This is a genomic window from Leptolyngbya sp. FACHB-1624, assembly GCF_047649235.1.
In the GTDB taxonomy this organism is placed as follows: Bacteria; Cyanobacteriota; Cyanobacteriia; order Leptolyngbyales; family Leptolyngbyaceae; genus Leptolyngbya; species Leptolyngbya boryana.
In genome coordinates this window covers 4,495,231-4,508,514 of sequence record NZ_CP180258.1, presented here as the reverse complement: position 1 = coordinate 4,508,514, position 13,284 = coordinate 4,495,231, and the positions used below count along the sequence as shown (strand labels likewise).

Genomic DNA, 13,284 nt, shown 5'->3' with positions numbered 1-13,284 from the left:
AGGGAGTAGGGAGTGGGGAGTGGGATCTCAACAAAAAACCGAGAAAACCTTTCAGTTTTCCCGGTTTCTTATGCTAAAAATTACAGAACTCTAGTACGTTTCAACGTGCCAGCGACCTGCTTTCTTCATCGCGCTGCGGAACTCTTTCCACTCCACGCCTTCTTTTGCAGCTTCAGCACCGAGAGCAGCATCAATACCATCTTCCATGCCTTTCAGACCGCAAATGTAGGTATGAGTTTTCTCATCTTTCATCAGCTTGTACAACTCAGCCGCATTTTCAGCGACGCGGTCTTGAATGTACATTCTGCCGCCATCTTTATTCTGCTGCTCACGGCTGATTGCAGTCGTCAAGCGGAAGTTATTCGGATACTTCTGCGCCATCTCTTCAAGTTCGCCCTTGTAGAGAATATTTGCGCTGGTGGGAATCCCGAAGATCAACCAAGAGAAACCATTGAACTGATAGTTGGGGTTCGCTGCTCTCTCGTTATCTTTGAATTGCCGCCACAAGTATGCCCGCATCGGAGCAATCCCGGTTCCGGTTGCCATCATAATCACATTCGTATCGGTCTCTTCCGGTAAGAGCATTTCTTTTCCGGTCGGCCCTGTGATCTTCACGTCTGCACCTGGCTCCAAGTTGCAGAGATAGGTTGAACAAACCCCATAAACGGTTTCGCCTGTTTCAGGGTGCTTGTATTCGAGTTGGCGCACGCAAAGCGACACGGTTTTGTCATCCACATCATCGCCGTGGCGAGTCGATGCGATCGAATACAGTCTCAGCTTCTCTGGCTTACCATTCTTGTCAAGACCGGGAGGAATAATCCCAATACTTTGACCTTCTACATAAGTCAGATCGCCTGCTGAAATATCAAATTTGATATGACGTACAGTTCCAATTCCGCCTTCGCCTACTAATTCATCGTTAGAAATACATTTCCCGATAAACGGACTGTTCGGCTTGTAAATGTTGACTGGAACATCTGCGTGTTTTTTAGCCTTGGCTTGTGTCATCGGCTTAGATCCTGTTGAGCTGCTCGCAGAAGCATTTTCCTGCGCGATCGCAGGAGCTTTCTGTTCAACAGTAACGTTTCCAGTGCCACTGCCGTTTGCATCTAAAGGCTGAATGCTAACAATCGTGCCCCCCATTCGGGAGATCCGCTGCATAAACGAATTCATGCGGCTATAAGGGACATTAAAAAAAGTGCTCCCGCTTTTCCGAACCGTGGAACCTGAGGAACCGTCTGCGTCACTTTGACCCAAACCAATCACCTCATACCGAAAAACTCGGTTCCCCGATTGGGTGTTCGCAGCACCCGACGCGCTGGAATAATACATCGCTGTGTGTTTCTCCGACCTAATTTAGAATGAATTGTGCTGCAAGCTGCCCATGTAGATAAATATGCATGGTTTGGGGATCGATCGCAAATTTCCCCAACCTGCCAAGACCGTATCGGACGCGACAACTTCGCTACCGTCCCTACTTTACAGAGGCTTGGAACCGTTCGATCACTCTAAAATATAAAACTCAGATTAATCTTTTTAATTTCACAATAAAAAATAATTTCAAATTTTAAGTTCTTTTAAGCCTTGTCCGTGGGATCGCGATTTGGTAGAATCCCCTTAGCTGATAGTACTAAATACTTACGCTATGCCTTGAGCCTTTGCGGGGCTGCTTGCAGGGTGTTTTTTTGTGGCAATCGCTCTTGCCCAAAGACCCTTGTGCTGTGACTTGTGAGGGTAGAGTGCTATCGAGACAGTCCAGACTCTCCTGGCTGACCCAAAAAAACGTCGTTGACTTTTTGTTTTTAGAGGAAACTTATGACCAGTAAGCCAGACCGCGTGGTTCTGATTGGCGTTGCCGGAGACTCCGGGTGCGGTAAGTCCACGTTTCTGCGCCGAATCACAGATTTGTTTGGGGAAGATTTCGTCACCGTCATCTGCCTGGACGACTACCACAGTCTGGATCGGAAACAACGCAAGGAAACGGGCATCACTGCACTCAACCCAAAGGCAAATAATTTTGACCTGATGGCAGAGCAGATCAAAGCGCTCAAGAGTGGAGAAACCATCGATAAGCCGATTTACAACCATGAAACCGGGGAAATTGATCCACCTGAGAAGATCGAACCGAACCACATCGTTGTGATCGAAGGCTTGCATCCGCTGTATGACAAGCGCGTGCGCGACTTGATTGATTTCAGCGTCTATCTCGACATTAGCGATGAAGTCAAAATCGCTTGGAAGATTCAACGCGATATGGCTGAGCGTGGTCATAGCTACGAAGATGTGTTGGCACAAATTAACTCACGCAAACCGGACTTTGACGCGTACATTGATCCGCAGAAAGAGTTTGCAGATGTTGTGATTCAAGTGTTGCCGACCCAGTTGATCAAAGAGGACAAAGAACGGAAAGTTCTGCGTGTTCAAATGATTCAACGCGATGGCATTGAAGGCTACGACCCGGTTTATCTGTTTGATGAGGGTTCGACGATCGATTGGACTCCTTGTGGACGGAAGCTGACCTGTTCATATCCCGGCATCAGAATGCACTACGGACCGGATGTGTACTACAAGCACGGCGTTTCGGTGCTCGAAGTGGATGGTCAATTCGACAAGCTCGAAGAAGTCATCTACATCGAACAGCATTTGAGCAAGACTTCTGCGAAGTACAACGGGGAAGTAACCGAATTGTTGTTGCAACACCGTGAGTATCCTGGCTCTAACAATGGAACAGGCTTGTTCCAGGTGTTGACGGGTCTGAAGATGCGTGCAACGTACGAGCGTCTGACCAATCAAGCTGGTGCAACAAAAGTGCCTGCAAATGTCTAGAACCATTTGAAATGATGATGATGGGGCGCGAAATGCGTCCCTTTTTTGTCAGAAATTTCGTCATAAAGGTTTTGGATGATCGCGTTCGGTCTGAATCGACTCAACTCGCGTAGCGAATCAGTTTTGGTCAAAGCATCTTGAAAAGTTCGTGCTTGAGTCTTGATCCGGATCGAAGGGAAGCTGAAACGCGGCAATGAGTTGCGATCGACTAATCGGTTTGATAAGTTCTGCTTCGGAATCTGATGCAATCTGAAGCAACGCTTTAATTTATAATGATCTCCTAAGAATCGTAATTTTCTAATTTACATACTGCGCCCTGGGTAAACTCTTCCGGTGGTTGGCACAGTGTAATTCTGTAAACAATATTGAGGTTATGGCGCGATGGCAACCAGCCGCAGAACTCAAACCAGTACTCGCAGGACCAGTAATCGACGCACTGCCGCGAAGGTCACAGAAACTCCTGAGAGTTCGGCTCCTGCTCCGGCTGAGACCCCAGAAGCGACTTCAGAATCTCCAAGTCCAGACGTTGGCGAATCGCTAGAAGTTAACGAACCGCCCATCGTCAGTGAACAACCCGAAGTCAGCGAACCGACTGACCCCATTTCAGAAACCGCTTTAGACAGCGATTTTCAAGAAGCATCCACAGAATCAACTCCAAAAGAATCAATCCCGGAGGAACCTCCTATGAGTAACGCAGACGTGATCGAAGCAACAGCAACTCCCGCTGAAGGAAACGGTAGCGCGATTGAAATTCGTAGCGATGTTCCCAGTCTCTCGATTTGGAATCGTCCCGTCATGCCCAGTGATATCGAAATTGTTGGCACCATTACTTCGTCTGGTGAACGCCCGATCGAAGCAAGCCATCTTGCAGTATTCGGCACGATTTTGAATGGTCGTCCCATTCTGGCAAGCAATTTGAAAGTCGCTGAAATGCTGCCTGGCAATCGTCCAATTTTTTACAGCGATTTCCATTCTGTCTCGGCATTGACCCTAGCGGGCGATCGTCCCGTGATGGCAAGCGCATCCGGCTTGATGCACGCTGAGAAACTGCCGGGCGATCGACCGATTTTCACAAACGATGTTGACGATCCTTCGACGCTCATGGGCTTCATCGACTAGAGATTTCATTCAATCTGAATCGATGGGCGCTTCTGAAAAGGAGTGCCCATTTTTAACGCCTGCTCACGCTGAGAAGCGTTTATGATGGCTAAATGTCCCCGATTTTTTAAAACTTCTCATGATTGCCTCTCTCCCAACTCAATACAACGCAAGCACCACCGAAGCGAAATGGCAAAAGTTCTGGGAGGAAAATCAGGTCTTTAAGGCTGATCCGAGTCAACCTGGCGAACCTTATTGCGTCGTGATTCCGCCACCAAATGTCACGGGTAGCTTACATATGGGTCACGCCTTTGAGAGTTCGCTGATCGATGTGTTAATTCGATATCAGCGGATGCTCGGTAAGAATACGCTGTGGCTACCTGGAACCGATCACGCGAGTATTGCGGTTCAAACGATTCTAGAGCGGCAATTAAAAGAAGAAGGTAAGACGCGCAATGATTTAGGACGTGAGCAGTTTTTAGAACGTGCCTGGAAATGGAAAGCTGAATCCGGCGGCACGATCGTGAATCAACTTCGACGCTTAGGGGTGTCCGTCGATTGGTCGCGCGAACGATTCACGATGGATGAAGGGCTTTCGGCTGCGGTGTTAGATGCCTTCGTGAAGCTGCACGACGAAGGCTTGATTTATCGCGGTAATTATTTAGTCAACTGGTGTCCGTCCAGTCAGTCTGCTGTGTCGGATCTCGAAGTTGAAAATAAAGAAGTAGACGGGAATCTCTGGTACTTCAAATATCCGATCGTGGGTGAAGATGGCTCTTTAGTTGTGGCAACGACTCGACCGGAAACAATGTTGGGGGATACAGCCGTTGCGGTGAATCCGAATGACGATCGCTATAAACATCTGATCGGTAAAACGCTGATCTTGCCGCTGGTGTATCGCGAAATCCCAATTATCGGAGATGATCACGTTGATCCAAGTTTCGGAACAGGTTGCGTAAAAGTCACGCCTGCTCACGATCCAAACGATTTCGAGATGGGTCAGCGTCACAAATTGCCGTCAATCAATGTGATGAACAAAGACGGCACGATGAATGAGAACGCTGGAGAATTCCAGGGGCAGGATCGCTTCGTTGCTCGTAAAAATGTTGTCAAACGATTGGAAGAAGAAGGCTGTTTAGAGAAAATTGAGCCTTATAAGCACACGGTTCCGTACAGCGATCGCGGAAAAGTCCCGGTTGAACCGTTACTGTCAACGCAGTGGTTTGTCAAAATTGAACCGCTGGCGAGTCGAGCGTTATCGTTTTTAGATGATCAGACTTCTCCGAAATTTGTGCCCGATCGCTGGACGAAAGTGTATCGCGATTGGTTGGTGAGCTTGAAAGATTGGTGTATCTCGCGGCAGTTGTGGTGGGGACATCAGATTCCAGCCTGGTATGCAGTGAGTGAAACCAATGGCGAGATCACCGATTACACGCCGTTTATTGTGGCGAGATCGCAAGCCGAAGCGCAACAGAAAGCGATCGAGCAGTTTGGCGAATCGGTTCAGATTGAGCAAGATCCGGATGTGTTGGATACTTGGTTTTCTTCTGGATTGTGGCCTTTTTCGACGTTGGGCTGGTCGGATACCGATGCCGAGGATTACAAGCGCTACTATCCCACTGCCACGCTGGTAACAGGCTTCGACATTATCTTTTTCTGGGTCGCCCGGATGACGATGATGGCAGGACATTTCACCGGACAAATGCCGTTTAAGGATGTCTACATTCACGGATTAGTCCGGGATGAGAACAATAAAAAGATGTCGAAATCTGCCAACAACGGCATCGATCCTCTAATCTTGATCGATAAATATGGCACGGATGCGCTGAGATATACCCTGATTCGAGAAGTGACGGGTGCAGGGCAAGACATTCGCATCGCATACGATCGCAAAACCGATGAATCCGAAACAGTTGAAGCCTCGCGCAATTTCACCAACAAACTTTGGAATGCGTCGCGGTTCGTCATGCTCAACTTGGACGGGAAGACTCCCGCTCAATTGGGTGCGCCGGATCAGTTGGAGTTGAGCGATCGCTGGATTTTGTCGCGATTTCATCAAGTGGCGCAGGATGTCCGAACCTCGCTCGATCGCTATGGATTCGGAGAAGCCGCAAAGAGTCTCTATGAGTTCATTTGGGGCGATTTTTGCGACCAATATATCGAGCTTGTAAAATCGCGCTTACAAGGAGAGCCGACAACTTCGCGTTTGGCGGCTCAGCAAACTCTGGCGTATGTGTTGGAAGGAACGCTGAAACTCTTACATCCGTTTATGCCACACATTACCGAAGAGATTTGGCACACGCTGACTCAAGCGCCTGAAACAGAATCGTTGGCGCTCCAACCTTATCCGAGTCCAGATGCAAGTGCGATCGATGCCAACTTAGAGCGGCAGTTTGACCTGATTATCAACTCGATTCGCACAATTCGGAACTTGAGAGCCGGAGCGGAAATTAAGCCAGGAGCGAGAATCACGGTTGCGATGCAAACCGAAGATCCGCAAGAAAAGCAAACCCTGATTGCAGGACAGTCTTATATCAAAGACTTGGCAAGAGTTGAAACCTTGTCGATTACGAGTACGGCAGATCAGCCTGCTAGAACCGTATCTGCCCCGAAAGCGAGTGCGATCGCGGACGATGCTCCAGTTTTAGTCATGGCTCTCGACATCGTTGGTTCTTTTATTGCTAAGAATCAGAACGTCTTGTTATCGCTCTTGCTGATTGGCTCGATTATTTTCGCCCTTAAGATTGCTGCGACAGTCACCAGTGGAATTCACGAAATTCCATTGCTCGCACCATTCCTTGAAGTGGTTGGGATTATCTATACGATCTGGTTTACCAAAGCGCGACTCTGGAACAAAGACGATCGCCAAGTTTTCTTCAAGCAAGTGCAAACTTTTACTCGTGAAGTGATTGGAGAACCTGCGCCAATCGTCGCAGTTGCACCCGTTGAAGAACCGCAGATCTCGGAAGCAGCGGATGATGTTCAAACGGACGATGTTCAAACGATTGTTGGGGTCACTGGAACTGTGAAAATCTCGATCCCTCTGGCTGGACTGGTCGATTTTGAGGCGATGAAAGCTAAGATTGAGCGGGATTTGAAGAAAGTCGATGCCGAGATTCAATCTTTGAGGGGACGCTTGAGTAATCCGAAATTTGTGGATAAAGCACCGCCTGAAGTTGTGCAATCAAATCGCGATGCATTAGCCGAAGCAGAAAAACAGGCAGAAATTCTCAAGTCGAAGCTCGATCGCCTATAAATTTATCAATTCTTAATTTTTCAACAAGAGACGCTGAAATCTAGCGTCTTTTTTTTTAATTCGATGAGGCAGGGAGAATGAGCATCGCCAGAGAAAACGGAAAAGTTATACTGTCATGTTAGGTACAGATAGTGGAAGCACCCGGGTTATAACGGAGGCAGTTCAATAACGGTACTTATCAGGTCAGTGCACCTACGGGCGATGAAACGGGGATACAGCGTAGTATGTTGTCGAATCAGCCCAGGCAGCATCTCCAGCGTCTTGTAGACACCCCTGACTTGCATCGTTCCCTTTGAGATGATATCGAGAGTAAATTAATGCTGCACTTGGCGCAAGTTCAAAAAAAAGGCTATCTAGGCAAGGCAGGATTGCGCTTATTGGCTGCTCAAAAGTCTGAGCATGTTTGGACGAGGCTCCCGGAAGAAGAAACGGTTCTTTCGGCTGAAGCCAATACGTATGCGGATGGCTTGCTAGTTTTGGTTGAGATTTCGAGTAGCAATCAGATTTTAGATATTCGCGAAGCGAAAGATTGGGTGCTGGAGTTGGTTCAGCGCTATCTAACGTATGGAATTACGCCTGCATTTTTGCAGCAGGAGACAGAGCGGGCGGAACAGTGGCGGCAGTCTTTGACGCTGGAAAGCCAAGAGTTGGCGAGACGAGCGATCGAGCTTGAGGCGAGACGCGAGCAGATTCAGGAGTTGGAAGAAGAACTGAAGAACGAGAAGAAACAGTTGGAGATGTTGATGTCACAGGTGAGGGCGCAGCAGGAGTAGAAAAAGTGGGGAGTAGGGGGTAGGGAGTAGGCAGGGTTAAGACCCTCGCAATCTTACTCCCCACTCTCCACTCTCTTCCATCTTCCAAATCGCCGCAAGCAACACCCATCCCATCAAATTAATCCGCGCATCGAACAGGGCGATATCTAAGAAACTGAACAAGGTGCAGGCTAAAAAGGCAATCCAGAACGTGAAATAGATCGGGCGGTTTGTCGGGGAGAGTGCTTTCCAAATCCAAATGCCCTGTGCCATGATCCAACCGACGAGTCCATACAACATTACAGCAGCAGGTAAACCGGATTCAGAAGAGAGCATGAGAAATAAGTTATGCGGATGTCCTATCCAAAGCTGCATCTGTTCAGTGTAGAGACGAGCAAAGCTTCTCAAGCCCCAACCTGTTAGCGGTCGCTGCTCGGTCATGTTCCAGGCAAATTTCCACTGTGTCGATCGCAGTTGATTCACAGGTCGATCGCTGTACATTTGATCGTTGAGTCTTGCCCAGAAAAATCTTGGCACAATTTTGCGTAAGGGCAGTGCGATCGAGTCTGGAGCAAACGCGGCTCCTAGGATAATTCCTGTGATCGCTCCCACAGCGGCAACGATAGTTTTCCAGCCTTGATACAGGGCAAAGGCTAGACAGGCTAAAACTGCGATCGCCCAAACATTACGAGAATTGGTGAGAATGAGTCCGATTGCGTTGAGTAAAACAATTCCGATTAGGAGTTTTCTGCGCTCTTTTAGCCATAATCCCAAACTGAGAATAAAGACGATCGCATAGTAATTTGCCAAAATCGTCGCATATTCAAATACCGATGCCATTCGCCCAACAGGATTACCCCCGGCGAAAACTTTCCAAGAAATTAACCCCCACAGCAGCGAAGGCATACCACCGAAATTGAGCAGTTGCAAAATCCCGATCACAGTGACAGGGATAGAAGTGATTACCCAAATCCAAGCAATTTGCGTGAGTTGTTTTGGAGATCGAATCAGATCAGCTAGTGCTGCAAACGTGAAAAAGAACGGCAAAAAATTGAACAATCCAAGAAAAGCATTTGCGCGATCGTCTGCAAACCAAGCGGCTGCAATCATCACCAGTCCTAGAATCGCAAAGCCTCGATTGACAGGTTCACGACTTAAGCTCGAAAATTTTCTCACCCAGATTGCGATCGCAACCATCAAAATCGAAGTGCCGCCCAAAAAAGCACTAAAGGGCAGCAGAAATAATCCGATTTGCACGACATTCCAATGGCGTTGGAAATTTGGATCGGGGTGAGGCTGAAGCGCTTTCATCTCTGGCTAAATCGGTTCAAAACATTCCGATCGCGTTAAGCGAATCTGAGCCAGCGCAAAAATTGTTGGGATGACTCGTCCGTAATTCGTCGCGATCGCTCTCCATCCCAAATCCGCTAAAAACCATGCCCAAAGTGCTGATCCGACAAAGGCAAATGCTGCACGAGATGCTGTATATCGCGCTGATGCCATTGTCATTCCGCGTCGAGCTAGCTGCATCGAAACCTGAGTTTGAATCTGAGTTGCCGCAGCAATTCCGCCTTGGGTGATCGCTTGTTGTGCCACTTGATAGCGGGCAAAATGCAGTGCAAACTGGCGGGCGATATGTTGCAGTAGGAGCGGCTGAAGAACAGTATTCACCGCTAAAGCGCTGCCACCTTTAACCACGAGTGACATCGGATTCTTTTGTAGAGACAGCGGCAAATCTGCAACAAAATCAGTTTTCGATAAAGTATTCTGAATACGGTTCGTTAAAGCCGTTTGTTCTGATGCAGGCAATTGCTTCCAAGCTCGGTTTAATAAACTGAGAAAAACTTCTGCTTCTAAGTCTGTCGTAGACATTGAGGCTGAATAAGGCAATTTCAAATATCGGCAGACCTGAATGAGTACTTGGCGATAGCTCACTTGCCCAGTTTTGCGGCGCAAGACCGTGATGCCATCGGCAGCGAGAAAGCGGAAACGATCGTCGATCGCATCAAGCCAGTCTTCTCGACATAGGCTTTGCAGATCGATTGGATCGGGGGCATTGACATAATCGAGAGGATTGAATTTGGGACGAAACAAGATTTCAGTCAGTTCGCGCAGTTCATCATCTGTTGCTAATTCCAATGCGGCTCTAAACTCATCCACTGGTTACTTTCCTCCCGATGCAGCGTCAAGATTCATTCTACCTAAGCAAGACGGTACTTCGGAATTTACGGTTTCATCAATATGTTAGATTCTCAATTTGAAATTGCGATCGTCGGTGCAGGTATGTCTGGTCTCACTTGTGCTCAAATGTTGCACCAAGCCGGGTATAAGGTTGTCGTGCTGGATAAATCGCGGGGTTTGGGCGGACGCATGGCAACGCGCCGTCTCCACGGAACTCATGCCGATCATGGCGTGTGTTATCTCAAGCCGAAGTCGGATGAGTTTCAGAATTTATTGGATCAGCTAGTCGATCGTCAAGTTAGCCGAGTTTGGACAGATCGAATTCACGAATGGGTAGACGGACAGATCCGCGCTCCTGAATCTCAAGCAGCTTGTTATGTTTCGCCAACGGGAATTTCGGCGATCGCGAAGTTTCTCTCGGCTGGTTTAACGTTAAAGCTGAATCATCGCGTGACCGAGATCAAACCAGGTTGGCAATTGCACTGCGAATCAGGCGAAACAATTTCGGCTCAGGTCGTGGTGATCGCGATCCCGGCTCCACAGGCGGCACAGTTGTATGAATGGGACAAGTTAAATCAGGTTGAGTATTCGCCCTGTATTAGTGCGATCGCGGTTTATCCAGCAGAGCGACAGAGTGAAGTTGGGCAATTGCCGTGGAAAGCATTGATTTGTGCTGACCCGGAGTTGGGATGGATTGGATTAGATAGTACGAAGCAGATACATCCGGTGCAGCCGGCAGTTGTAGTTCAGAGTAATGCAGCATTTGCAACTCGGTACTTAGAAGATCTAGATCTTCAGAAAGTTGGGGAAAGGTTACTAGAACGAGCGTCTGAGGTCGGGTTGCCATGGTTAACGAGTCCTGAAGTGTTGCAGGTGCATCGGTGGCGGTATGCTTTTCCGATCCAACCGTTGCCGGAGTCGTTTCTGGTTGCAGATACCGAGCAACCGTTAATGTTTACGGGAGATTGGTGTGGGGGAAATCGGGTTGAGAATGCTTTTCAGGCGGGAATCGCGACAGCGCATGAATTGAATCGGAGGTTGGGGAATCGATCGTTGGGAGAGCGATTTTGGTGGCAAATATAGGCTTGGCGTAGAACCTAAGTAGATGGGCGTAATTAATAATCAGTTCGGCAAGTTTTCTCGCTTCGTTGTTCACCCGCCCCAGAATGAATTCGGGGCTAACGGTGCGAAGTCCGCTCTGGGACTAACAGCCCATGAAAATGCCTTCTTCAGTGGGTTTCAACCCAGTTCGCACGGTTAGCCCGAACTTCCAGTTCAGGGCGAGACGCAAACGAGAGCGACGATCTTTCAATTAATTGCATCTCCCTACTTAGTTGTCATTTTACGGAGTGGGAGTGGGGAGAACCTAGATTCAGATTGCTCCCTATCTCCCCATCTCCCTATCAGAGAGAGCAGTCTCGCCTTAGAACGTGAAAGTCGTTCTAATCGTTCCAATCACAATGTCATCATTGCGATTGTCATGGTTTGGAGCTGTTAACCAGATGATCCCAGGCGTGATCGCAATGTTGTCAGTGAGTTGATACTGATAGAAGCCTTCGATGTGCAGAGAGGTATTGCGATCGCGTCCGATTGCTTGTCCAAATGTGCCGCTGCTACTCGACACTCTCGGCTCCATACCTACGATGATGCCAGCCAAGCTTCCCTTCTTGAGAAAATCTGGGAATGCGAGCCCTGCCGACCAGTTCCAAATGTCCAAATCGCCTCGATTTCCAGGCTGCAACGATTGAGCATTCGTATAGCCGACAGACCCATTGAAAACAACCTGCGGCGTAATTTGGAAAGAAGCTGAAATTCCGTATGCATTCGCAGATGTTGGAACTTCATCGGCAAGGAAACCATTCTCAGCGAGCGATCGGAAGTTTGCGCGGGTACTGCCGACTGCGCCATTGCCAGAAAAATCGACATTGTAAGCATGAATGTAAGTGAGTCCAATTCCTAATCGCTCACTGGGGCGGAAGGTCAATTGTGCTAGCGCGCCATAAGAGCCATTAAATAGACCATTTCCAGGAGCAGGAGAACTAGGTTCACCCGCAAGATAGCCCAAGCTTAGTTCTAGAGCATCGCTAAATTTGTGGCGGACTCCAACCCCAGTTCCAGCCGCTCCATTCCCTAGATAGTAGATCGAGTTCCGAGTCCCAAAGTGGCTGAGTGCGCCTGATCCCCCATCTCCATCCAGATACGGATTGAGCGTATCGGTAAAGTCATCGATCGCACCTGCATTCGCTTCGATGACAACGGTGGTCTTTTCACCGAGGGGAAACGTATAGTTCAGAGCATCGACTCCCAGTTCGTTGTTTTCTCCACCTGCAAAGCGCAGTGCGCCTTCATTGGTCAGGGTGTTGCCGTTGATGCCTGCGGGCAGAGCAGAAAGATTCGCAGCTTGGAGGCGAGTTCTCAAGATGTCGCGCCCAGTAAAGCTGGTATCGAAGTTGAGACGAACCCGATTGCCGACGATCGTATTGCGAGACACGCGATCGACAACTTCATTACTTGTTCCCGTGACTGGATCAAATTCTCTGCGAATAAAATCGCGCCCTGCTGCGACTCCAGTAATGCCAAGCACGATTTCTGCATTGAGTTTCGTGGTCGTTGAGAATTGCTGTTTCTCCAGCGTGGAAGTTCGAGCTTCGAGCGAATCGACGCGTCCGCGCAAGGTTGCCAGTTCTGCTGCAAATTCTTCTTGCAGCTTTTGTAACGTGGCTAAATCTTCTTTTTTCACGAGATCAGCGGTTGCTGCTGCGATCAGTTCGTTCACACGATCGAGACAAGCATTCAGTCCCGCTGCAAATTCATACCGCGTTAAAGCCCGATTGCCGCGATAGGTACGATCGGGATAGCCTGCAATACAGCCGTAGCGTTCGACTAAGGATTGCAAAGCTTGGAATGCCCAATCGGTCGGGCGCACGTCGGAAAGTTGGGAAACCGAAGTGACTTGATTGAAAGGTTCTTGGGCAGTCAATTCTGCCACTTCAGCAGCCGTTGCACTCGTTGCAATGCCTAAGCTTGCCGCAACCACCAGGGAATGAATGAATAAAGATTTTGTCATGGAGCTAAATCTCACACCACATCAATAACTTTCTGATAATAAATCTCATTGTCAACAAGATTACGATCGATGTGATTAAATTTAAGCTTTTATTTAGGACAATG

The 13,284-nt window shown here is 48.5% G+C and carries 9 protein-coding genes; 5 read left to right on the top strand and 4 right to left on the bottom strand.

Annotation, left to right across the window (positions count from 1 at the left end):
- Positions 1-90 precede the first annotated feature (90 nt).
- A complete protein-coding gene (gene petH / locus ACMUEV_RS21320) occupies positions 91-1,332 on the bottom strand; it encodes a ferredoxin--NADP reductase (RefSeq protein ID WP_026148517.1) in 1,242 nt (413 codons plus the stop codon).
- 483 nt (positions 1,333-1,815) lie between these two features.
- Between petH and ACMUEV_RS21315 the strand changes: the two genes are divergently transcribed.
- The 4 genes from ACMUEV_RS21315 (at position 1,816) to ACMUEV_RS21300 (ending at position 7,953) form a co-directional block, all read left to right on the top strand.
- Positions 1,816-2,826, top strand: a complete 1,011-nt coding sequence (locus tag ACMUEV_RS21315; protein WP_017287228.1) for a phosphoribulokinase — start codon at positions 1,816-1,818, stop codon at positions 2,824-2,826.
- 381 nt (positions 2,827-3,207) lie between these two features.
- On the top strand, positions 3,208-3,945 hold the full coding sequence (locus ACMUEV_RS21310) for a hypothetical protein (protein WP_017287230.1): 738 nt from the start codon (positions 3,208-3,210) through the stop codon (positions 3,943-3,945).
- Positions 3,946-4,063: 118 nt separating this feature from the next.
- Entirely contained in the window at positions 4,064-7,180 is a 3,117-nt protein-coding gene (locus ACMUEV_RS21305) for a valine--tRNA ligase (RefSeq protein WP_190647739.1), read from the top strand.
- A 317-nt stretch (positions 7,181-7,497) separates the two neighbouring features.
- The gene (locus ACMUEV_RS21300; protein WP_017287232.1) at positions 7,498-7,953 is read left to right on the top strand and encodes a hypothetical protein; all 456 of its coding nucleotides are present in this window, start codon (positions 7,498-7,500) and stop codon (positions 7,951-7,953) included.
- Positions 7,954-7,989: 36 nt separating this feature from the next.
- Here the strand turns inward: ACMUEV_RS21300 and ACMUEV_RS21295 are convergent, their stop codons facing one another.
- Positions 7,990-9,243, bottom strand: a complete 1,254-nt coding sequence (locus ACMUEV_RS21295) for an O-antigen ligase family protein (RefSeq protein ID WP_190647741.1) — start codon at positions 9,241-9,243, stop codon at positions 7,990-7,992.
- Between the two features lie 6 nt (positions 9,244-9,249).
- Complete coding sequence (locus tag ACMUEV_RS21290) at positions 9,250-10,092, bottom strand: YaaW family protein (RefSeq protein WP_017287234.1); 843 nt, start codon at positions 10,090-10,092, stop codon at positions 9,250-9,252.
- Between the two features lie 81 nt (positions 10,093-10,173).
- Between ACMUEV_RS21290 and ACMUEV_RS21285 the strand changes: the two genes are divergently transcribed.
- Positions 10,174-11,196: an NAD(P)/FAD-dependent oxidoreductase gene (locus ACMUEV_RS21285; protein WP_190647743.1), complete on the top strand. Its 1,023-nt coding sequence runs from the start codon at positions 10,174-10,176 to the stop codon at positions 11,194-11,196.
- A gap of 340 nt (positions 11,197-11,536) precedes the next feature.
- Here ACMUEV_RS21285 and ACMUEV_RS21280 read toward each other — a convergent pair whose 3' ends face one another.
- On the bottom strand, positions 11,537-13,180 hold the full coding sequence (locus tag ACMUEV_RS21280) for an iron uptake porin (RefSeq protein WP_190647745.1): 1,644 nt from the start codon (positions 13,178-13,180) through the stop codon (positions 11,537-11,539).
- Between the last annotated feature and the right edge of the window lie 104 nt (positions 13,181-13,284).

Excerpts from the sequence above, each read along its gene's own strand:
- petH (WP_026148517.1), bottom strand. The coding sequence starts at position 1,332 with ATGTATTATTCCAGCGCGTCGGGTGCTGCGAACACCCAATCGGGGAAC.
- ACMUEV_RS21315 (WP_017287228.1), top strand. The coding sequence starts at position 1,816 with ATGACCAGTAAGCCAGACCGCGTGGTTCTGATTGGCGTTGCCGGAGAC.
- ACMUEV_RS21310 (WP_017287230.1), top strand. The coding sequence starts at position 3,208 with ATGGCAACCAGCCGCAGAACTCAAACCAGTACTCGCAGGACCAGTAAT.
- ACMUEV_RS21305 (WP_190647739.1), top strand. The coding sequence starts at position 4,064 with ATGATTGCCTCTCTCCCAACTCAATACAACGCAAGCACCACCGAAGCG.
- ACMUEV_RS21300 (WP_017287232.1), top strand. The coding sequence starts at position 7,498 with ATGCTGCACTTGGCGCAAGTTCAAAAAAAAGGCTATCTAGGCAAGGCA.
- ACMUEV_RS21295 (WP_190647741.1), bottom strand. The coding sequence starts at position 9,243 with ATGAAAGCGCTTCAGCCTCACCCCGATCCAAATTTCCAACGCCATTGG.
- ACMUEV_RS21285 (WP_190647743.1), top strand. The coding sequence starts at position 10,174 with ATGTTAGATTCTCAATTTGAAATTGCGATCGTCGGTGCAGGTATGTCT.
- ACMUEV_RS21280 (WP_190647745.1), bottom strand. The coding sequence starts at position 13,180 with ATGACAAAATCTTTATTCATTCATTCCCTGGTGGTTGCGGCAAGCTTA.